This window comes from Sphingomonas mollis, from assembly GCF_016427505.1.
GTDB lineage: Bacteria > Pseudomonadota > Alphaproteobacteria > Sphingomonadales > Sphingomonadaceae > Sphingomonas > Sphingomonas mollis.
This window is the reverse complement of sequence record NZ_JAELXS010000004.1, coordinates 126,428-146,910: the sequence shown is the minus strand read 5'-3', so window position 1 is coordinate 146,910 and position 20,483 is coordinate 126,428. Positions and strand designations below refer to the sequence as shown.

At 66.7% G+C, this 20,483-nt stretch carries 17 protein-coding genes; 11 read left to right on the top strand and 6 right to left on the bottom strand.

The window, feature by feature from the left end; translation table 11 throughout:
* The first annotated feature begins 73 nt into the window (after positions 1-73).
* From JAO74_RS08545 to JAO74_RS08525, 5 genes are all read left to right on the top strand, one after another.
* On the top strand, positions 74-751 hold the full coding sequence (locus JAO74_RS08545) for an energy transducer TonB (RefSeq protein ID WP_199037009.1): 678 nt from the start codon (positions 74-76) through the stop codon (positions 749-751).
* 53 nt (positions 752-804) lie between these two features.
* Entirely contained in the window at positions 805-1,602 is a 798-nt protein-coding gene (locus JAO74_RS08540; protein ID WP_199037007.1) for a MotA/TolQ/ExbB proton channel family protein, read from the top strand.
* A 93-nt stretch (positions 1,603-1,695) separates the two neighbouring features.
* Positions 1,696-2,178, top strand: coding sequence for an ExbD/TolR family protein (locus JAO74_RS08535; RefSeq protein WP_199037005.1), 483 nt, complete (start codon positions 1,696-1,698; stop codon positions 2,176-2,178).
* Positions 2,179-2,208: 30 nt separating this feature from the next.
* A complete protein-coding gene (locus JAO74_RS08530; protein WP_199037004.1) occupies positions 2,209-2,634 on the top strand; it encodes an ExbD/TolR family protein in 426 nt (141 codons plus the stop codon).
* 159 nt (positions 2,635-2,793) lie between these two features.
* Entirely contained in the window at positions 2,794-3,138 is a 345-nt protein-coding gene (locus JAO74_RS08525; RefSeq protein WP_199037003.1) for a tetratricopeptide repeat protein, read from the top strand.
* A 181-nt stretch (positions 3,139-3,319) separates the two neighbouring features.
* On the opposite strand, the gene dcd is transcribed toward JAO74_RS08525, so the two are convergent.
* Both dcd and JAO74_RS08515 read right to left on the bottom strand, forming a co-directional pair.
* Positions 3,320-3,874, bottom strand: coding sequence for a dCTP deaminase (gene dcd, locus JAO74_RS08520; protein ID WP_199037002.1), 555 nt, complete (start codon positions 3,872-3,874; stop codon positions 3,320-3,322).
* A gap of 130 nt (positions 3,875-4,004) precedes the next feature.
* Positions 4,005-7,283 carry a S41 family peptidase gene (locus JAO74_RS08515; RefSeq protein WP_233150816.1) on the bottom strand — a complete coding sequence of 1,093 codons (3,279 nt, stop codon included), beginning with the start codon at positions 7,281-7,283 and terminating at the stop codon, positions 4,005-4,007.
* Between the two features lie 152 nt (positions 7,284-7,435).
* Here JAO74_RS08515 and guaD point away from each other — a divergent pair, with 152 nt between their 5' ends.
* Genes guaD through JAO74_RS08500 form a run of 3 tightly spaced genes read left to right on the top strand, consistent with a single transcriptional unit; the run spans position 7,436 to position 10,730 of the window.
* Positions 7,436-8,725 (top strand): guanine deaminase, encoded by a 1,290-nt coding sequence (gene guaD, locus JAO74_RS08510; protein ID WP_332908767.1) that lies wholly within the window; start codon positions 7,436-7,438, stop codon positions 8,723-8,725.
* Positions 8,722-9,738: an adenosine deaminase gene (locus JAO74_RS08505; protein WP_199036998.1), complete on the top strand. Its 1,017-nt coding sequence runs from the start codon at positions 8,722-8,724 to the stop codon at positions 9,736-9,738. Before guaD ends, JAO74_RS08505 begins: the two co-directional genes overlap by 4 nt.
* On the top strand, positions 9,738-10,730 hold the full coding sequence (locus JAO74_RS08500) for a bile acid:sodium symporter family protein (protein WP_199036996.1): 993 nt from the start codon (positions 9,738-9,740) through the stop codon (positions 10,728-10,730). The genes JAO74_RS08505 and JAO74_RS08500 overlap by 1 nt, the downstream gene beginning before the upstream one ends.
* Here JAO74_RS08500 and JAO74_RS18740 read toward each other — a convergent pair.
* Positions 10,721-11,365, bottom strand: a complete 645-nt coding sequence (locus JAO74_RS18740; protein WP_233150815.1) for a PEPxxWA-CTERM sorting domain-containing protein — start codon at positions 11,363-11,365, stop codon at positions 10,721-10,723. The two genes, JAO74_RS08500 and JAO74_RS18740, sit on opposite strands and share 10 nt — an antisense overlap.
* A 255-nt stretch (positions 11,366-11,620) precedes the next feature.
* Here JAO74_RS18740 and JAO74_RS08490 point away from each other — a divergent pair, with 255 nt between their 5' ends.
* From JAO74_RS08490 to JAO74_RS08480, 3 genes are all read left to right on the top strand, one after another.
* Positions 11,621-14,542, top strand: a complete 2,922-nt coding sequence (locus JAO74_RS08490; RefSeq protein WP_233150814.1) for an endonuclease/exonuclease/phosphatase — start codon at positions 11,621-11,623, stop codon at positions 14,540-14,542.
* A 118-nt stretch (positions 14,543-14,660) separates the two neighbouring features.
* Entirely contained in the window at positions 14,661-16,391 is a 1,731-nt protein-coding gene (locus tag JAO74_RS08485) for a type I secretion system permease/ATPase (protein WP_233150813.1), read from the top strand.
* Positions 16,388-17,749, top strand: a complete 1,362-nt coding sequence (locus JAO74_RS08480) for an HlyD family type I secretion periplasmic adaptor subunit (RefSeq protein WP_199036994.1) — start codon at positions 16,388-16,390, stop codon at positions 17,747-17,749. Before JAO74_RS08485 ends, JAO74_RS08480 begins: the two co-directional genes overlap by 4 nt.
* Positions 17,750-17,755: 6 nt before the next feature.
* On the opposite strand, the gene JAO74_RS08475 is transcribed toward JAO74_RS08480, so the two are convergent.
* From JAO74_RS08475 to JAO74_RS08465, 3 genes are all read right to left on the bottom strand, one after another.
* On the bottom strand, positions 17,756-18,475 hold the full coding sequence (locus tag JAO74_RS08475; RefSeq protein ID WP_199036992.1) for a FadR/GntR family transcriptional regulator: 720 nt from the start codon (positions 18,473-18,475) through the stop codon (positions 17,756-17,758).
* A 67-nt stretch (positions 18,476-18,542) separates the two neighbouring features.
* Entirely contained in the window at positions 18,543-19,334 is a 792-nt protein-coding gene (locus JAO74_RS08470; protein WP_199036991.1) for a GDSL-type esterase/lipase family protein, read from the bottom strand.
* Positions 19,331-20,311 carry an alpha/beta hydrolase gene (locus JAO74_RS08465; RefSeq protein ID WP_416194296.1) on the bottom strand — a complete coding sequence of 327 codons (981 nt, stop codon included), beginning with the start codon at positions 20,309-20,311 and terminating at the stop codon, positions 19,331-19,333. Before JAO74_RS08465 ends, JAO74_RS08470 begins: the two co-directional genes overlap by 4 nt.
* Positions 20,312-20,483: the final 172 nt, after the last annotated feature.

Here is a 20,483-nt window from a genome sequence, read left to right as displayed (position 1 = left end):
CTTTGCCACGGCGACCCAACGTGTTCGTATTGTGGCGGGGCAGATGATGCGGAATAGGGAGTGTCGTTGCTGAATGGCCTACGTTGACCAGAAGATGAGCAGTGGCAAGGTGGTGGCGATCATTATCGTCGCGCTGATCCACGCCGTGCTCGGCTACGCTTTCGTCACCGGTCTCGCGTTCCAGTACGTGAAGAAGGTGACGGGCGATCTTAATACCTTTGACGTCGAGCCGCCGCCGCCGCCGCCGCCGCCAGACGAGCCGCCGCCGCCGCCGCCCGACCAGCCGAATCTGCCGCCGCCGCCGACCACGGTCGTCGTGCCGCCGCCGATCGTGCCCACGGTGAGCGCCGCACCGGCGATCAATACGACGACGATCATTCCGCCGTCGCAGCCCACCGCACCGCCGGCGCCTCCCGCGCCGCCGGCACCACCGGCGCCTCCGGCTCCCGTGGTGAGCAAGGCTGCAGGTGCCAAGGGCAACCCGGCTGAATGGATTTCGACGGACGATTATCCGCCGAGCTCGTTGCGTGCCGAAGAAGAGGGCACGACCGGGATCGCGTGGGATATCAACGCCGCAGGCCGCGTGGAGAATTGTCGCGTGACGTCGTCCAGCGGGTCCGCTGCGCTTGATCGGGCGGCATGCCAGGCGATCACCCGTCGGGGCCGGTACTCACCGGCGCTCGATCAGGCGGGTAATCCGATGCGGTCCAGTTCGTCGCGTCGCGTCACCTGGAAAATGCCTGCGCAGTGATGCGTGTCCGACCTTACCCGTTTTTACCGATTTAGTCAGAGGATCTAGCAACCATGTTCATCACCATTCTTGCCGCGGCCGGCGCGGCCGCTGGTGTCGAAGCCAACCCTTATGGTCTGGAAGCGGCACTGCGCGAAGGCGGCCTGATTTCGCAGTCGGTCTTTGCGATCCTCGTCCTCATGTCGATCGTGTCGTTCTACATCCTGTTCTCGAAGCTGTTCGAGCAGCAGAAGATCATGAACCAGGCCAAGCGCGTCCGTCAGGGCTTCTGGTCGTCGAACAGCCTTCGCGAGGGTTCGGCCAAGCTCGAGAAAAACTCGGCCTACAAGCAGATCGTCGACGACGGCCTCGCTGCCCAGGAACAGCACAGCAAGCTGACCGATCCGGTCGAGGCGCATGACTGGCTGCACGGTTCGCTGGCGCGTTCGGAAGCTGCGATCAACTCGAAGCTGGGTGGCGGTCTTGCCTTCCTCGCGACGGTCGGTTCGGTCTCGCCATTCATCGGTCTGTTCGGTACGGTTATCGGCATCTATCGCGCGCTCGTGAAGATCGGTGCGTCGGGTCAGGCGTCGATCGACAAGGTCGCGGGTCCGGTCGGCGAAGCGCTCATCATGACCGCGCTCGGTCTGGTCGTCGCGGTTCCCGCCGTGCTGTCGTACAACTGGCTGCAGCGCCGCAACAAGTCGATCGCAGAGGATCTGTCGTCCTTCTCGAACGACGTGCTGGGCTTCCTGGCTTCGAACGGCGCCGTGCGCCCGGTCGCTGTCACCGGTGCGGTCAAGGCTCCGGTGAAGCCGGTTGCGCCGACCACGACGGCCGGCCAGACCGGTGGCGTGCCGCGCGCCAACTAAAACGCGAGAAAGGCGGGGCTGCTGTCCAAGGCAGCCCCGCTTTCTTCCCACCGGCGGTTCCGGTGGCGACTATATGGATAGGATAGTTCGCATATGGCGATGAGTGTTGGTGGCGATTCCACCGAGAAATCGATATCGGACATCAATACGACGCCGCTGGTCGACGTCATGCTTGTGCTCCTGATCATCTTCCTGGTGACGACGACCGTCGCGGTCCAGGCGGTGCAGCTGAAGCTCCCCGAGGTTCGCTTCGATCCGACGCAGACCAAGCCCGAGAACGTCTCGCTGTCGGTGACGACCAATGCCGACGGCAGCTGTGCGGTGTACTGGAACATGACTCCGGTCACCTCAGACGAGCTGCTGCAACGCGGCGTTGCCAAGCTGAAGGCCGAGATCGATCGTCAGGGCGGACCGAACGCGGCCGGACTCGAACTGCCCGAGGCGCATATTCGCGGCGACGTGAATACGCCGTACAAATGCATCGGTGGCACGATCTTCACGATGCAGCGCGCTGGCTTCGCCCGCGTCGGCTTCATCTCCGAGCCGCCCCCCGGCGCCACCACCGACCGCGGTTGATCGCTCGGACGTATTTAGGAGTAGTTTGACATGGCAATGAGCGGCGGCAAAGAAGAAGACGGGCCGATGATGGAAATGAACATGACGCCGTTGATCGACGTCCTGCTCGTTCTTCTCATCATGTTCATCATTACCATTCCGATCCAGACCCACGCGGTCAAAGTTGATCTGCCGCAGAACTCGAACAATCCGGCCAATCCGGTCGATGCGGAAAAGAACAAGATCACGATCGACGCCGCCGGGACGGTGTCCTGGAACGGATCGCCGGTGGATGAAGTGACGCTGCGGCAGTATCTGGATCAGTCGGCCAGCCTGAACCCTGAGCCCGAGCTTCACTTCCAGCCTGCGCCCGACGCACGCTACGAAGTGGTGGACCGGACCCTGGCGCAGATCAGGCGGTCGGCGATCACGAAGCTGGGCTTCATCGGTAACGAGCAATATCGGAACGATTTCTAAGATTCGTCTTCCGGATCGAAATCGATTGGGCGGTCCTTCGGGGCCGCCCTTTTTCGTTCGGGCGCTTATCGGCCACTTGCGCCACAGTCATCGAAGTGACATCATCCTGTAACAAAATTGAAACGTCGGATTGGCGGTTCATATAAAGGAGCAAGGATGATGCGCACGCTGATCGCCCCGGTTCTGATCGCGATCATGGCTACACCAACGTTGGCGGCCGATCGGGTAGGTTATACCTCGATCGCCAGTGGCGATCTGGCCCAGGCAGAATCGACGCTGGTCGCCGAGCGACGCATCTTTCCGAGCCGACCCGAACTGATGCTGAATCTCGCGGCGGTCTATCAGCGGACCGGTCGGGACGCGGCGGCCCGCGACCTTTATCGGTCGGTGCTGGAGAAGCCGGCCGTGATGATGGATATGCCCTCGGGCGAGATCGTGTCGTCGCATGATGTCGCCGATCGCGGCATCGCTCGTCTAACCCCGGCGGTGTTCGCCACCCGATAAGCCTGTGGCCGGCGTATGCGGACATTCCCTCGCATACGTCGCCCTCGACATGTCGATCTTTGATTGAGCGGCGATGTGCGCTTGGGTAAATTCCGCTCATTCGGCAGAAATCGCGTAGTCCTGTGCGCGGATCTTGATTGTCCTTACTGGTCTGCGCAGATCGAGTGCAGACATGCACGGACTACAGTCGCGGCAGGGTGACGCCCTTCTGGCCCATGTACTTCCCCGCCCGGTCGGCATAGCTCGTCTCGCACGGCTGTTCGCCCTTCAGGAACAGGAACTGGCACGCGCCCTCGTTGGCATAGATGCGGGCGGGCAGCGGTGTCGTGTTCGAGAATTCCAGCGTGACGTGACCTTCCCATTCCGGTTCCAGCGGCGTCACGTTCACGATGATCCCGCACCGGGCATAGGTGGATTTGCCGAGGCAGATCACCAGCACGTCGCGCGGCACGCGGAAATATTCGACCGTGCGGGCGAGCGCGAAGCTGTTGGGCGGGATGATGCACACATCGGTCTTGCGATCGACAAAGCTGTTGGCGGCGAAGTTCTTCGGATCGACGATCGCGCTGTCGACATTCGTGAAGATCTTGAACTCGTCCGCCACTCGCGCGTCATAGCCATAGGATGACAGGCCATAGCTGATGCAGCCGTCGCGCCGCTGTGCCTCGACGAACGGTTCGATCATGTTGTCGGCCAGCGCGCGTTCGCGAATCCAGCGGTCGGACAGGATGGACATGCGGGCAGGCTCCGGTTGGGTTCGACGTCGTCCATCGCGGCAAGCAGCGCGAAGGGCAAGGGTCCGACTGGCTGGCGATCACGCCGGGGACAGCCAAAGCAGCGCCCGACTTTTTAAACCGCGATGCGCATCACCCGCTACTCGGTCCCGCCAGCAATTGCTGAACCGCCGCCTCCAACTGCAGATCGCGGTCGCTCTGGCCCAATGGCCGCTCGACAGCGAGATCGACCGGTCGCGGGTTCATCTCCATGTTCTGGCCGCGCCCGTCCTGCACGCGGGTCTGCGGCACGCGAAGGACGGAACCGTCGATCAGCGTTTCCGGGCTGGTATAGATGATCCAGCCGGCGGTCGGCTGACCCACGACCTTGCCTAGGCCAAGCGAGCGATACCCCTCGGTAAAATCCTCCGCATCCGACAGCGACGATTCGTTGGTGACCAGCACCGTCGGCAGACCCAGCGCCCGCTGACCGAGCGCCTGACGGCCGGGCACCGGTGGCAGCCCCCGCATCGTCATCGTCAGGTAGTTGCGCCGGCTGAACACGTCGAGCGCATAGCCGTTGACGAAGCCGCCGTTATTGTTGCGGACATCGACCACCACGCCCTGTCGCGACTGGTTCTGCGTATCCAGATCGAGATAGAGCTGCGTCAGCGAATCCGCCGACATGTCGAGGATGTGGACATAGCCCAGCTTGCCCCCGGACAGCCGCTCTACCATCGCCCGCCGATCATTCACCCAGCCGCGATAGAGCAGGCCGGCGGCGGTGCTGGCCGACACCGGCTGCACCACCACGTCGCGCGCGCGCCCGGCGGTGACGATACCCAGCGTGACGCGCAGGCCCACCTTGTTCTCCAGCAGCGCGTCGAGATTGCCGGTCGCCCCGATCGCCTCGCCATCGACGCCGGCGATCCGGTCGCCCGGCCTGATTGTCCCCTCGATCGCCGCCGGTCCCAGCGGCACGAGTTCGCGGACGATCAGGCCGCGCCCCGCCTCGTACGCGGTGCGGTCGAAGCGCAGGCCGAGATCGCCGACACGGTCGGTCGGCAGCGCGCCGGGGCCGCGCGACGGGCGGCCGATGCCGCTGTGCGAGGCGTTCAGTTCGCCGATCATCAGATTGATGACGCGGCGCAGTTCGTCCCCCGTCTGCGCGCCCGCGACATAGGGCGCGAACCGCGCGCGTAATGCCGTCCAGTCCTGCCCATGGAATTGCGGATCGTAGAAGTAGCGGTTCAGGTTGTTCCATGCCTGATCGAACACGACCTGACGTTCGGCCGCGAAATCGACGGTCATGTCGGCGTTGATCGCCACGCCCCTGGGCTTCGGATCGGCCACCGGCGTCACCATCACGCGGCCGCCCTCCAGCCAGGCGATCGTCTTGCCGTCCGCGCTCAAGCCGAAATCGCCTTTGCGCTTGTCGGTCGCGCTGATCTGTTGCGCGCTCGGCGGTTCGGCGGCGCGTTCGTCGAGGCTGTAGCTGTAGAGATTGTCGCGCGCCTGCGCATTGGCCATGAAGACCAGCGTCTTGCCGTCGCCGGCGATCGTCGGCCGTTCGGCGTTCAGGCCGAGCGGCAACACCGTGGCGCGCTCGCGCAACCCCTCCCACACGATCCGGACCGGCGTCGGCGTGGTCGGCGTATCGGCTTTCGCGCCGGCCTTGCGCGACGGCACGGCGGCGTTCGCGCTGGCCGGCTTGGGCGCGGCGTCGGTGGCGGGATCGCCGGGCGTGCCGGGCGTGGATTTGAACAGGTCGCGGAACCCGTCCTCGCGATATTGCGGCACGTGCGGCAACAGGTCGACGCGGACGATCCGCGAATCCTCGGTCCGCTGCGCGGTGTCGAACAGGATGAAGGTGCCGTCCGGCGACCAGGCGATGCGGCTCATCTGGCCATTGCCCAGAAAACTGACCGCGCGCGCCTCTCCCCCGGTCGCCGGCACCACCCACACGTTCATGAACGATCGGGCGTCGATCACCGGAAACGCGATCCACTTGCCGTCCGGCGACCAGACCGGCGGCGGGCCGCCGCCATCGCTGCCCAGTGCGCCGGTGTAGAGCAGGGTATCCGTGGCGGGCTTCCCCGCCGCCGCCGGCACCAGCCGCCGGATTTCGCGGCCACCCCGGACATAGACGATCGACCGGCCATCCGGCGCGAAGAACGGCATCGTGTCGATCGCGCCGGCGGTCAGCAGCGTCTCCTTGCCGGCGGCGACGTCATATTGCGCCAGCCGCTGCTCCAGCCCGCGTTCGGTGACGTAGAGCAATCGGCGCGAGTCGGGCGACCAGACGGGATCGCGCTCGCTGGCGATGCTGTCGGTGATCCGCTGCGCCGTGCCGCCATCCTTGGTCGAGGCGGCGAACAACTCGCCATGCGCGATCAGCGCGACCTTCTGGCCATCGGGCGACAGCGCCAGCCGGTCGAAACTGGTCAGCGACGAAAAGCGCGACCGTTCGGCCGCCGGCGCGCCACGCAGGGTGATCGGCACAGGCGTCGCCTGACCGGTCGCCGGATCGAAGCGCCAGATGCGCATGTCGCGCTCGAATACGATGGCCCCGCCGCCACCCATCGACGGGAACAGCACCCGGCCGTCGGTGAAGCGGGTCAGCGGTTGCGGCGTCGCGCCCGCCGCCAGCGACAGCCGCCAGAGGTTTTCGGTGCCGCCCTTGTCGCTCATGAAGGTCATCGTCTGGCCATCGGCGCTCCACATCGGCCACGCATGTTTCGCGCCGTCGGCCAGGAGCTTTGTATAGCCACCGTCGCCCTCGATGGCCTTCGTCCACAATTCGGTCTCGTCGATATGGCTGTGGCCGTTGCGCCACCATTGCACGTTGCTGAGGCCCCGCGTCATCAGCGCGATGCGGGCGCCGTCCGGCGACGGTGCGGCCTGAAATTCGGACAGATATCGTTCGCGGCTGACCTCCAGCGGTGTGCCGCCGGTGGCGGCGACGCGGAAGATATCGGGCTGGCGCGCGATATCGGTCGCCGCCGAGCTGAAATACAGCCAGCGTCCGTCGGCGGACCACGCATCCAGTTCCTCGGTCGCCTCGGCATAGGTCAGCCGTTTGACTACGCCGCTCGCCAGATCGAGTAGGAAGATGTTCGTGCTGCCGCCCCGGTTCGACGTGAAGGCGAGCGTCCGCCCGTCCGGTGCGTAGAGCGGCCGACCCTCGGTGGCGGCATCGGTGACGAGCAGGCGGGCGACACCGCCGGCGGCCGGCACCTCCCAGATATCACCACCCGACACGAAGGCGATGGTGCTGCCGTCCGGTGACAGCGCCGGCTCGCCCAGCGACGGTTTCGCCACGACGCTAGCGATCGGGGCGGGCGCGGGGGTGGGCGACCGGGCCGCCTCCTGCGCGATCGCGCCGCCCGACAGGCAGGTAGCCGCCAGCAAGCCGGCCAGCATGGTCCGCATCATTCCCGATCCCCCCAATCCGATGCCGCCATCTGAACGTGTGACGGGCGGCGGGTCAATTGCCTGCCGCATTGCACCTTCCATCCGGGGTGTCGGACGTTAACATGGCGGTTAATGCCGACCGTCCCATTGCTTTCCCGGAAGTCAGCTTCGTGAAACATGGCTTCCGCGCCGAATTGCTGAGCGTTCCCGACGATCCCGTCACAGGCGCCGCGCCCGTCCATCACCCCGATGGATTGCTGGTCGTCGAGGACGGGTATGTCGTGGCCTTCGATGCCTGGGCGACACTGGCGGACCGGTTCGCGGACATTCCCATAGACCATTTTCCGGGCAAGCTGATCGTCCCCGGCTTCGTCGATGCGCATGTCCATTATCCGCAGACCGACCGGATCGCCGCGCATGGCGAGCAGTTGCTGCAATGGCTCGACCGGCATATCTTCCCGGAGGAGCAGCGGTTCGCCTCGCCGGGCCATGCGGCTGAGGTCGCGGCGTTCTTTCTGGACGAACTGCTGCGCAACGGCACTACCAGCGCGCTGGTGTTCGCCACCGTCGAGGCGGCGTCGGTCGATGCGCTGTTCGATGCGGCGCTGGTGCGCGACATGCGGGTCGTATCGGGCAAGGTGCTGATGGACCATGGGCCCGAGGGTCTGAGTGATACGGTCGCCGCCGGCCGCGCCGATAGCGAGGCGCTAATCCGGCGATGGCGGGGGCGGGGGCGGCTGGGCTATGCGGCCACGCCGCGTTTCGTGCTGACCTCGTCGGATGCGCAGCTTGCCGATGCCGGCGCGCTGGTCGCCGCGCATCCGGACGTGTTGATGCACACGCATCTGGCGGAGAATGCCGGCGAGGTCGCGGCCGTCGCCGGGCGGTTTCCCGATGCGGCGGATTATCTCGACGTGTACGACCGGTTCGGGCTGGTCACCGATCGATCGGTCTTCGCGCATTGCATCCATCTGGACGACCGGGCGCTGGGGCGGATCGGTGAAGCGGGCAGCGCCGCCGCCTTCTGTCCCACATCGAACCTGTTCCTGGGATCGGGGCTGTTCGATCTGGACCGGGCGATACGACAGGGCGTGACCGTCGGCCTCGGCAGCGATGTCGGCGCGGGGACGACGTTCTCGCTGCTGGCGACGATGGGGGAGGCGTACAAGGTCGGGCAGTTGCGCGGGTCCAGCCTCGATCCGTTCCGCGCGTTGCATCTGGCGACGGCCGGCGGCGCGCGCGCCCTTGGGCTGCACGACCGGATCGGGTCGCTGGCGGTGGGGCAGGAGGCGGACTTCGTCGTCCTCGATCCCGGCGCCACGCCACTGCTCGCCCGCCGTACGCGCGGCGGCTCGATGGCGGAACGGCTGTTCGCGCTCCAGATACTGGGTGATGACCGCGCGATCGCGCATACCTATCTCATGGGCCGCCGCGCCCATACCCGACAGGATTTGACATGACCGACTTCTACGCCGCGATCCCCAAGGCCGAGCTGCACCTGCATATCGAAGGGACGCTGGAGCCCGAGATGATGGTTGCGCTGGCGGCCCGTAACAAGGTGGCGATCCCCTTCGCCTCGGTCGAGGAGGTGCGGGCGGCGTACCGGTTCACCAACCTTCAGACCTTCCTCGACATCTATTATGCCGGCGCCGACGTGCTGCGGACGGAGGAGGACTTCCACGATCTCGCCGCCGCCTATTTCGATCGCGCGGCGGCGGACGGGGTCGTCCATGCCGAAATCTTCTTCGATCCGCAGACGCACACGCATCGTGGGATCCCGTTCGACATCGTCGCACGCGGCCTGTTTGCCGCGGTCGAGGGGGCGAAGGCGAAACACGGCATGACGGTCGAGCTCATCATGAGCTATCTCCGCCATCTGGACGAGGACGACGCCTTCGCCACGTTGCGTCAGGCGGAGCCGTGGCTGGACCGGTTCATCGGTGTCGGTCTCGATTCGTCGGAGGTCGGCCATCCCCCGTCGAAATTCGCCCGCGTCTTCGCCGCCTCCCGCGAGCGCGGCCTGAAACTGTGCGCGCACGCCGGGGAGGAAGGTCCGCCCGCCTATATCCACGAGGCGCTCGATATCCTGAAGGTCGACCGGATCGACCACGGCAACCGCGCGCTGGAAGACCCTGCGCTGGTCGCCCGACTGGCGCGCGAGGCGATGACGCTGACCGTCTGCCCGCTGTCCAACGTCGCGTTGCGCAACGTCGATACGCTGGCCGCGCATCCGATCGACCGGATGCTCGATCTGGGTCTGCGCGCGACGGTGCATTCCGACGATCCGGCCTATTTCGGTGGCTATATCGCCCGGAATTTCCGGGAGCTTGCCGCCGCCCGCGACCTCAGCCGCGAACAGGTGGTGATGCTGGCGCGCAACAGCTTCCTCGGTGCGTTCCTGTCGGACGAGGCGCTGGCCGGGCATCTGACGCGGCTCGATACGTTCGTCCAGGCCGGCGCGAAGGCCGATTGATGCTGCGTCGTTTCCTGTCGGTGTTCGAGCCGTTCATCCTGATGCTGCTCGGCACCGTCGCGCTTGCCAGCCTGTTGCCGGCGCGCGGCATCTGGGCGGGCATCGCGGCGGGCGCTGCCGACACCGCGATCGTGCTGCTGTTCTTCCTGCACGGGGCGAAACTGTCGCGTGAGGCGATTTGGGCCGGGGCGCGCAACTGGCAACTGCACGTGGCGGTGCTGGCCGTCACCTTCGTGCTGTTCCCGGTGCTGGGGCTGGGCATGATGCACCTGTTGTCGGGACCGGTGGCGGCGGGGCTGTTGTTCCTGACGTTGCTGCCCTCGACCGTGCAGTCATCGATCGCCTTCACCGCGATCGCCCGTGGCAATGTCGCGGCGGCGGTGTGCAGCGCGTCGTTCTCGAACCTGCTGGGCATCATCGTGACGCCGGCGCTGGTCGCATTGCTGATGGGCGGGGCGGGGGCGATCTCGTTGTCGTCGGTGGAGGCGATCGTGCTGCAACTGCTCGTCCCCTTCGTCGCCGGACATCTGCTCAGGCCGTGGATCGGCGGACTCGTGACCCGGTACAAGGGCGTGCTGACGATCGTCGATCGCGGGTCGATCCTGCTCGTCGTCTACAGCGCGTTCGGCGCGGCGGTGGTGGAGGGGCTGTGGCACCGCGTGTCGCCCGGCGATCTGGTGCTGATCGCCCTGGTCTGCACCGTCCTGCTCGGGATCGTGCTGGTCGCGACCTTGCTCGCCGCCCGCGCGCTTGGCCTGTCGCGCGAGGATGCGATCGTGCTGCAATTCTGCGGATCGAAGAAGAGCCTCGCCTCGGGCGTGCCGATGGCCGGGGTGCTGTTCCCGGCGGCGCAGGTCGGCGTCGTGCTGTTGCCGGTGATGCTGTTCCACCAGATCCAGCTGATCGCCTGCGCCATGATCGCGCGGCGTTATGCCGATGCGGCGGCGGCGGCGGCCCGGCCGCTCACCCCCGCCACGATCGATCAACGATAGGCGAGACGCACGCCGCGCCGACGGTAACGGACGGTGCCGCCGACCATCGCGAAGCCGACCAGCATCATCGCCCACGTCGCCGGCTCCGGCACCGCCGCCGCCATCGTGGTGAAGCGGAAATTCGCATCGCACGGACCGGTCAGGCAGTAACCGGTCTGCGCTCTCGTCGAAATCAGGCTGCCACCGGCATAGGCGTCCGGGGCCACGCCCGTGCTGGGCAGTGGGGGTCCGTAAAGAACGGCAAATTTCGTGGAGGTGGTCGACAACAACGCCGTATAAACTCCGTTCACCGTCAACGAGGTGCCGGTGAAGTTGAAATCCTGCCAGACGTTGTTGCGGGGCACGATATCGGGCAACGTCAACGTGCGCGTCGCCACGACGGCGCCCGTCAGCCCGGCGCCCGCCCGCAGCGTGAGCGTGATCGGATCGTTGCTGGTGGGGTTCACCGACGTGAACTCGAACCCGAACGACAACAGGTTCTGCTCCGTCGCGACGAAGCTTTGCCCGGCCGGGCCAAAAACCGACAGTTGCAGTCCACGCGTTCCACCCTGCACGACGGTCGTGGCGGCATCGGCGGCGGGTGCTGCGAATGTCGCGATCGCGGCGGACGCGATCAGTGCAAGACGGTGGATCATCGGAACACCCCTGTAGGAATCGTTAACGTGGCGGACGTTGCCTGCACAATGTTGCAATGTCGCGTCACGATCGGGCAACCCCTTGATCGTTCGCCATTCGAGACGGCCGGAAATCTGCGTCTTTCCTGCCACATGCCTGTCATCAAGGCTGGTTAGACCATCACCGTTAGTGCACGTTAACCGTCTGTCGGCGGTCGCGGTCGTGGCCGTCGATCCATCGATTCGGACTGGTGGCGGATTTTTCGGGGGATCGTCGTGAGCGCAGAATACTGGAACCTTGGGACCCGCGATTTCAGCCAGAACTGGACCGATATCAACCAGATCACGACCGACGACAACTGGAACGGCGTACGCAGCATCGTCGGTTTCCGGGGTGACGACCTGACGACGCAGACCGGCGCCGACCCGCGCCTCATCACCACCACCAGCACGGTGATCGACGTCAACGCCAACCAGACCAGTCCGAACACCTTCAACACCGGCGGCATCGCCGAATTCCAGATCGCCAACCCGACGATCGCGATGCAGGGGTCGGGAACCGCCGATGCACCGTACCTCGCGCTATACCTGAACGCCGCCGGCCGCCAGGGCGTAACGGTCAGCTTCAACCTTCGCGATCTCGATGGCAGCATCGACAATGCGGTCCAGCAGGTCGCCGTCCAGTATCGCCTGAACGACACCAGCGCGTGGGTGAACCTGCCGACCGCCGACACCGCCGATGCAACCAGCGGTCCCAGCCTCGCGACGCTGGTCACGCCCGTCAGCGTCACCTTGCCGGCCGATGCGAACGATGCGGCGACGTTGCAGGTCCGCATCATGACCACCAACGCGATCGGCAACGACGAATGGGTCGGCGTCGACGATATCGTCGTGACGTCCAGCGGGAACAGCAACCCGCTGCCCGGCACGCTCAACATCGCCGATGCCAGCACGATCGAGGGCGATAGCGGCACGCACGACATCGCCTTCACCGTCTCGCGCGTGGGCGGCAGCGACGGCGCGGTCGATGCGACCTACACCGTCACGCTGCCGGGCGGAGAGGGCGGCGCGAACGCGGCCGATTTCGCCGGCATCACGCTGACGGGCACCGTCAGCTTCGCGGCTGGCCAGAGCACCGCCACGATCAGGCTGCCCGTGGCGGGCGATATGCTGCCCGAATCGAACGAGGGCTTCACCGTTACGCTGTCCGCCCCCACCGGCGGCGCGTCGCTGGGCCGGGCGACCGCGACCGGCACGATCCTGAACGACGATGTCCTGCCGCTGTTGATCGGCCAGATACAGGGCGAGGGGCATCGCTCCGCCTATGTCGGCCAGACCGTGCTGACCAACGGCATCGTCACCGCCGTCGACAGCAACGGTTTCTACCTGCAGGATCTGGGCGACGGCAACGCCCGCACGTCGGACGGCATCTTCATCTTCACCTCGACCGCGCCCGACGTCTTCGTCGGCGATACGCTGTCGGTGCAGGGGCAGGTGTCCGAATTCCGCGCCGGCACCGGCGGCCTGACCGTCACGCAGATCGTCTCGCCCAGCATCTCGATCGAAAGCTTCGGCGATGCGCTGCCCGATGCGATCCTGATCGGCGCGGGCGGCCTGCTGCCCCCGTCGCAGGTGATCGATGACGACCGCCTGACCAGCTACGACCCCACCACCGACGGCATCGATTTCTGGGAATCGCTGGAGGGGATGCGGGTCACGATCGACAATCCGCTGGTCGTATCGAACACCACGACCGACAGTTTCGCCGAAACCGACGTCGTCGCCTCGCTGGGCGTCGGCGCGACCGGAGTGAACGATCGCGGCGGCATCACGATCTCGCCCGGCGACTATAACCCGGAAAAGATCCAGATCGACGGCGACAGTGCGATCTTCAGCGGCTTCACGCCCAATTACAGCATCGGCGACCAGTTGAGCAGCGTCACCGGCATCGTCAACTATGCCGCCGCCCATTACGAGGTGCTGGTGACCGAGGCGGTGACCGTCACCAGGGACGTGACGCTGGAGCGCGAGACGACGACGTTGCGGGGTGATGCCGATCATCTGTCGATCGCCACCTACAACCTCGAAAATCTCGACCCCTCGGATGGCAAGTACGACGTGCTGGCCGCCAACATCGTCTATAATTTGCGCGCGCCCGACATCATCGCGGTGCAGGAAATCCAGGACGCCAATGGCGCGGCATCCGGGGGCAGCCTGTCCGGCACGGTGACGGCGCAGTGGCTGATCGATGCGATCGCCGCGATCGACGGCGGCCGCTACGCCTATGTCGAGGTGGGACCGGCCACCGCCAACAGCACAGGCGGCGAGCCCAACGGCAACATCCGCAACGGCTATTTCTACAACCTCGACCGCGTCGATTATATCGAGGGCAGCGCCGAGCTGATTACCGGATCGGCCTATAACGGCAGCCGCAACCCGCTGGCTGCGCAGTTCGCGTTCAATGGCGAGACGATTACGACGATCAACGTCCACTTCACCTCGCGCGGCGGCAGCGATCCGTTGTGGGGCGCGACCCAGCCGCCCGCCGATGCCGGCGACGCGGCGCGGACCGCGCAGGCGGCGGGCGTCAAGGCGTATGTGCAGGACCATCTCGCCGACGATCCGTCGCTGCATTTCGCCATCCTGGGCGACTGGAACGGCTTCTATTTCGAGAATGCGCAGACCCAGTTGACCGACCCGGCGAAGGGCGGAGTGTTCACCAACCTGAACACGCTGCTGCCGGAGGAAGAGCGCTACAGCTATCTGTTCGACGGCAATGCCCAGCAACTGGACAACATCCTCGTCACCGGCGGCCTGCGGGGCGGCGCGCAATATGATGCCGTCCATCTGAACTCGCAGTTCGCCGGCGATCGCCCGACCGACCATGATCCGCAACTCGCCCTGCTGAAACTGGGGTCGGCGGCCACCGTTGCCACGACGCAGGATACCGCGCGTCAGGCGATCATGGATTACGCGGTCGACGATGTGTTCCGGTTCGACAATCTTGCGCCGCAGGAACGGCTCGCTGTCGATGACGCCGTATCGCTCTACACGGCGGCCTCGGCGGCGCCGACGATCGGCCATTGCGTCGCTTCGTTCGCCTGGACCGACGATCTCGCCATCATCGATGACGCTGCGGGCGGTTTCCACCAGTGGATCTTCCGCGACCACGCACCGATTGAACTGCACAGCTATTGAGACGGGGCGGAGCCGATCACCGGCGTTACCGGGATCGGCTCCGCCGGCATGACCGTCGACGGGCCGCGCGGATCGGACTATCGATACCGCGGCGTGGCGGATGACGGGTACGGGAACGATGACTGATCTTCTTCACCCCGGCGCCGCGATGCAGGCCGCGATGGCGCGGTGCCGCCGTCATTTCGTGGCGGCGGCGGGGTTCAGCGCCCTCGTCAACCTGCTCTACATCGTGCCGACGCTCTACATGTTGCAAGTGTACGACCGCGTTGTGCCGACGCAGGGCGTCCAGACACTGATCTTCCTGACGATGGTGCTGCTGTTCGGGCTGGCGACGCTGTCGCTGCTCGACCGTGTGCGGTCGCGTCTGCTGGTGCGCGCAGGTGTCCTGCTCGATGCCAGCGTGGCGCCATTGCTGCTCGACGCCACGCTCGGCCGGCCGGAATCGGCGATGGCACGACAGGCGCTGCGTGAATTCGATACGATGCGCGGTACGCTGACCGGACCGGGGATGCTGGCGCTGTTCGATGCGCCATGGACGCCGATCTATGTCCTCGTCTGTTTCCTCGTCCACCCGCTGATCGGCCTGCTCGCGCTGGCAGGCGCGGTGATCCTGCCGATCATCGCCTGGCGCAACGAACGCGCAACGCGCAGCCGTCTCGACCGGGCGCAGGCCGCGGCGGCGCAGGCCTATGCGGGGCAGGACGCGATCCTGTCCTCGGCTGAAAGCGTCCGCGCGCTGGGCATGCGCCGCGCCCTCGTCGCGCGCCAGTTGCGCCAGCGCGAAGCAATGTTGACGCTCCAGACCGAGGCGGGGTTCAAGGCGGGCAGCTATTTCACCGCCACCAAATTCGTCCGCCTCGCGCTGCAATCGCTGGCGCTGGGGCTGGGCGCCCTGCTGGCGATCGACAACATGATCTCGGGCGGCGCGATTTTTGCTGCCTCCTTCCTGATCGCCCGCGCGCTGGCGCCGATCGAACAATTGATCGGCACGTGGAAGGGGATCGTGCAGGCGCGCGGCAGCTATCGCAGCCTCGACACCCTGCTGGCCGGGCATGGGGCGGGTCATGACGCGACCCGCCTGCCGAACCCGCGCGGAGCGTTGCGTCTGGACAGCGTCACCGTCCTGAACGAGACCCGCGACGGCGCGATCCTGAATGCCGTATCGCTGGACATCGCGGCCGGCGAGATCGTCGCGATCGTCGGTCCGTCGGGCGCCGGCAAATCGACGCTGCTGCGTGCGATCACCGGCGCTCTCCCGATCGATCGCGGCACGGTGCGGATCGACGGCGCCGACATCACCGACTGGGACCCCGAGCGCCTCGCCCGCCACATCGGCTATCTGCCGCAGGACGCGGCGCTGTTCGAAGGCACGGTGAAGGAGAACATCGCCCGCTTCGCCACCGAACTGGACGGCGCGCGGGCGGAGATCGATGCCGCCGCCGTCGCCGCCGCCGAAAAGGTCGGCGCCGATACGCTGATCCTGCGGCTGGCCGGCGGCTTCGACCATCGCCTGCGGCTGGGCGGGCGCGGTGTCTCCGCCGGGCAGGCGCAGCGCATCGCGCTGGCGCGGGCGGTGTACGGCAACCCGGCGTTGTTTGTCCTCGACGAACCCAACGCGCATCTGGATGCCGAGGGCGATGCCGCGCTGAATGCGGCGCTGGTCAGGCTGAAGGCGGAAGGCCGGACCGTGCTGGTCGTCTCGCACAAGCTCAGCATCCTGCCCGTCGTCGACAAGTTGCTGGTGCTGCGTGACGGTCGCGTCGAACTCTATGGTCCGCGTGACGAGGTGCTGCCAAAGATCGCGCCACCCAATGTCCGGCGCATGGTGCCGCAGGCGGTGGCGTCATGAGCGACGCGCTTGTCCTGCCGCCGGTCGACGAACCAGCGCTCGCCAGTGCCGCGATCGGCGATCCCGCACGCGACATCCGCCACGGCCTCGTCATCGCCGGGCTGTTCTTCGTCGTCTTTCTCTGCTGGGCGGCGACCGCGCGGCTGGATGCGGCGGCCTATGCGCCCGGTACGCTGGTCGTGTCCGGCCAGCGCCAGTCGGTCCAGCACCGCGAGGGCGGGGTGGTCGGCGCGATCTATGTCCGCGAAGGCCAACGCGTGCGGCAAGGCCAGTTGCTCCTCCGCCTCGCCGCCGCCGACGTGCTGGCGCAGGAACGTGCGTTGTCGGCGCAGGCGATCCGGCTGCTGGCGCAACGGGCGCGGCTGCAGGCCGAACAGCTCGGCCAGACGCGACTGGCGACACCGCCCGAATTCGCCGCCCTGCCCGAAGGCGACCGGGCCGAAGCGGCGCTGGCGCTTCGCCTGCAACAGAGCGAACTGGCCGCCCGCAACGCCACCCTGTCCGCCCAGCGCGGTGCGCTCGGCCAGCGGGCCGCGCAGTCGGGCGAGCAGGGGCGGGGATATGGCACGCAGGTCGTCTCCGCCGTGGAACAGCTGCGCCTGATCGACGAACAGATCGACGCGCTGAAACCCCTCGCCGAGCGCGGCTTCGTCTCGCAGACGCGGTTGCGCGAACTGGAACGCGCCCGCGCGCAACTGGTCGGCCAGCGCGGCCAATACACCGCCAGCGTCGCCCAGACCCGCGAAGCCGCGCGCGAAAGCCAGATTCAGGTACTGGAGGCTGAACGTACCTTCCGCGAGCGGACCGCGGCCGACCTGCGCGACGTCGACGGTCGGCTGGGCGAGGTCATGCCGCGACTGGCCGCCGCACGCGATCAACTGGCCCGCACCGATATCCGCGCGCCCGCCACCGGCGCCGTCATCGGCCTGACGATCTTCACCCCCGGCGGTGTCGTCGCGCCGGGCCAGAAGCTGATGGATATCGTGCCGGAACGCACGCCGCTGCGCATTCAGGCGCGGATCGCGCTCGACGATGCCGACGATCTGGCGGTCGGTCAGCGCACGCTGGTCCGCTTCCCCAGCCTGCACGAGCGCGACCTGCCCAATCTGGAGGGACGGCTGACCCGCCTGTCCGCCGACGCACTGACCGACGAGAAGACCGGCGGCAGTTATTTCACCGGCGAGGTCACGGTGCCGCGCGATCAGTTGCGCGTGCTGGGCAATTTGCGCGGCGGCGGGTTCGAGCTGCGCGCCGGTATGCCGGTGCAGGTGCTGGTGCCACTGCGCAAGCGAACCGCGCTGGATTATGCGCTGGAACCGCTGCTCGGCGCATTCTGGTCGTCATTCCGCGAGCATTGACCGGGGTCAGTCGGCGATCAGGTCCAGCACGTCGCTGACGATCTGCTGCATCGCCGCCCGCGCGCCGGCGGCATCGCGCGCGGCGATCCGTTCCGCCACCGCCCGGTGCGCGGCGATATCGGCGGATCGTCCCTTGGCGCGGTTGGTATAGGTGATCGAACTGCGCAGCGCCGTCGACACCACCGCCTCCAACTGTCCGTAGAACGGGTTCTTCGACGCCTGCAGGATGCTGGCGTGGAACGCGATATCGGCGTCCAGCGGGTCGTCATGCCCTGCCTCGGCCGCCACCATCCGGGCGAGGCAAGCCTCGATCCGCGTGATGTCCGCTTCGTCGTGGAACCGCGCCGCCAGCGCCGCCGCCTCCGGCTCGATACCGATGCGCAACTGGTTGAAATGGCGCAGCAGTTCGACCGAGAATTGCCGGCTGAGCAACCAGCGCAGGACATCGGCGTCGAACAGGTTCCACGTCGTCGTCGGTTGCACGATCGTACCCTGTCGGGGGCGGGCGCTGACCAGTCCCTTGGCGGTCAGCATCTTCACCGCCTCGCGCGTCACCGACCGGCTGACGCCGTGCAGCCGCGCGATCTCCGCTTCGGTGGGAAAGGGGCGGTCGCGATACTCACCGGTCACGATCGCCTTGCCCAGCACATCGAGCATGCCATGGGTCAGGTTGCGGCCCAGTCCCGCCCGTCCCCGCGGGTGATTGTCGACGATGATATCGTTCATCCGCGCAGCATGCCGACAGATGACACCACTGTCACCATGATCGATCGCGGCCGTGGTATACGCCCGTTCATCCGCGTCTCAGTGCCCGTCCGATCGACGCCGCCGCGACCGTTCCCATCCGCGCATAACCCGCCGCCGTCGGATGGATGCCGTCGCGGGTATAGGCCGCATTCATCAGCCCGCGTTCGTCGCGCAGGACGGCGGCGTAATCGGCAAAGCCATATCCTCGCCGCCGCGCCAGATCGCGAAGCCGCACGTTGATCGCCGCCAAGGTCGCTGGCTGCCGTTCGCGCACCACGTCGCGGGCGGCGGGGGTGTAATCGTTGACGGGCAGGATCGACGCCAGCACCACGGCGATGCCGTGCGCCCGCGCGATATCGGCCATCGCTTCCATATTGGCGACGATGCCGTCCGGCGTTTCCTCCTGCAACAACCCCTGCACGTCGTTGACCCCGCCCAGGATGACCACGGCCTTCGGATGCAGCGCAACCACGTCCTGCTGGAACCGCACCAGCATCTGCGCCGTCACCTGCCCGCCGATACCCCGGTTGATATAGGGCTGGCCGGGGAAGCTCGCCGCCAGGTTCCAGCCATCGGTGATCGAATCGCCGATGAAGACGACCCGGCGCTCCCCCGGCCGGGGCGGCGGCAGCGCGGTGTTGGCGGCGCGGTAGATGTACCGCTCGCCGAAATCCTTCATCATGCTGGGCACCAGCCGCTGCCGATACGGCCCCAGCACCGGTCCCCAGTCACGCTCCACCACGACCCGCCGCGCCGCGCTACTGCGATAGCGCGGCCCGCCATCCGCCGCCGCCATGCACAGCAGGGCGGACGTCGCGATCGCCACCCGCCAGTTCATGCGCGGAACACCCCCTGCCGGGCGCCATAGGCGGCGAACAGCGTCGGCCAGATCGATGCCGGCTTGTCCGCCGCCAATCGCACGCCGAACCCATGCCCGCCCTGATCGAACGCGTGCAATTCGGCAGGACGCCCGGCCGCCAGCATCGCCTGATACAGCGCAAGGCTGTTCTGGATCGGCACCGTGCCGTCGTCGGAAGAATGCGCCAGGAAGATCGGCGGCGTCGTCTCGGTCACGCCCAGTTCCACCGATGCGCGCTTCCGGGCGGCGTCATCCGCGCCCGCGCCCAACAGATTGTCGCGCGATCCGCCATGGGTGAACGACGCCGACAGGCTTACCACCGGATAGATCAGCCCGGCCAGATCGGGGCGGGCGGGCAGGCGATCGGTCGCATCGACCGGCGCATAGGTCGGCTCCGCATGTCGCGTCGCCAGCGATCCGGCGAGATGCCCGCCGGCGGAAAAGCCCAGCACCGCAACCCGGTTCGCCTCGATCCCGAAGCGGCCGGCATGGGCGCGGATCAGCCGCATCCCCCGTTGCGCATCCTGCAACGGCACCAGCGACCGATCGGACCATCCCTCGTCCGGCAGGCGGTACAACAGGATAAAGGCCGTCACCCCGCGCGCGTTCAGCCAGCGCGCCTGCTCCTCGCCCTCATTGTCGTACGACAGGAAGCCATAACCGCCACCCGGCACCAGCATAACCGCCGCGCCGTTCGGTTTGGCGGCGGGACGCACGACCAGCGCGGGCTGGGCAATGCTGGTGATCCAGCGATCGTGAAACGAAGGGTCCTTCGACCGCTCGTTGACCTTGCGCACCGGCAGCGTCGCAGGCGCACCCGGCGCCTTGCCCGGCCAGAGCGGCAACAGGTCCGCGCCGCCACTCCCACCTGCTCGCGGCTGGGCGATGCCGCGCGTGGCGCTCACCATGCCGGCGGCGGCAAACAGGGTCAGCAGGGTACGGCGTGAAGGGGTCATCATGCGATCATTCCCATCAGATCAAACGGTCGAAGCAGGGTCGTCGATAATGCCCGGCAGGCGGATGGATCGTCCAGTGTTCAAATGAAATGATGCCATCGCGCTTGCTTTACCGGGTGGTAGCGGTATCTCTGTCTTAACGGCAGCGAAGTTGCCCCTGTCCGCATCGACG

Bases quoted from the DNA above. Each gene is read 5' to 3' on its own strand.
- JAO74_RS08545 (WP_199037009.1), top strand. From the start codon at position 74: ATGGCCTACGTTGACCAGAAGATGAGCAGTGGCAAGGTGGTGGCGATC.
- JAO74_RS08540 (WP_199037007.1), top strand. From the start codon at position 805: ATGTTCATCACCATTCTTGCCGCGGCCGGCGCGGCCGCTGGTGTCGAA.
- JAO74_RS08535 (WP_199037005.1), top strand. From the start codon at position 1,696: ATGGCGATGAGTGTTGGTGGCGATTCCACCGAGAAATCGATATCGGAC.
- JAO74_RS08530 (WP_199037004.1), top strand. From the start codon at position 2,209: ATGGCAATGAGCGGCGGCAAAGAAGAAGACGGGCCGATGATGGAAATG.
- JAO74_RS08525 (WP_199037003.1), top strand. From the start codon at position 2,794: ATGCGCACGCTGATCGCCCCGGTTCTGATCGCGATCATGGCTACACCA.
- dcd (WP_199037002.1), bottom strand. From the start codon at position 3,874: ATGTCCATCCTGTCCGACCGCTGGATTCGCGAACGCGCGCTGGCCGAC.
- JAO74_RS08515 (WP_233150816.1), bottom strand. From the start codon at position 7,283: ATGCGGACCATGCTGGCCGGCTTGCTGGCGGCTACCTGCCTGTCGGGC.
- JAO74_RS08505 (WP_199036998.1), top strand. From the start codon at position 8,722: ATGACCGACTTCTACGCCGCGATCCCCAAGGCCGAGCTGCACCTGCAT.
- JAO74_RS08500 (WP_199036996.1), top strand. From the start codon at position 9,738: ATGCTGCGTCGTTTCCTGTCGGTGTTCGAGCCGTTCATCCTGATGCTG.
- JAO74_RS18740 (WP_233150815.1), bottom strand. From the start codon at position 11,365: ATGATCCACCGTCTTGCACTGATCGCGTCCGCCGCGATCGCGACATTC.
- JAO74_RS08485 (WP_233150813.1), top strand. From the start codon at position 14,661: ATGACTGATCTTCTTCACCCCGGCGCCGCGATGCAGGCCGCGATGGCG.
- JAO74_RS08480 (WP_199036994.1), top strand. From the start codon at position 16,388: ATGAGCGACGCGCTTGTCCTGCCGCCGGTCGACGAACCAGCGCTCGCC.
- JAO74_RS08475 (WP_199036992.1), bottom strand. From the start codon at position 18,475: ATGAACGATATCATCGTCGACAATCACCCGCGGGGACGGGCGGGACTG.
- JAO74_RS08470 (WP_199036991.1), bottom strand. From the start codon at position 19,334: ATGAACTGGCGGGTGGCGATCGCGACGTCCGCCCTGCTGTGCATGGCG.
- JAO74_RS08465 (WP_416194296.1), bottom strand. From the start codon at position 20,311: ATGACCCCTTCACGCCGTACCCTGCTGACCCTGTTTGCCGCCGCCGGC.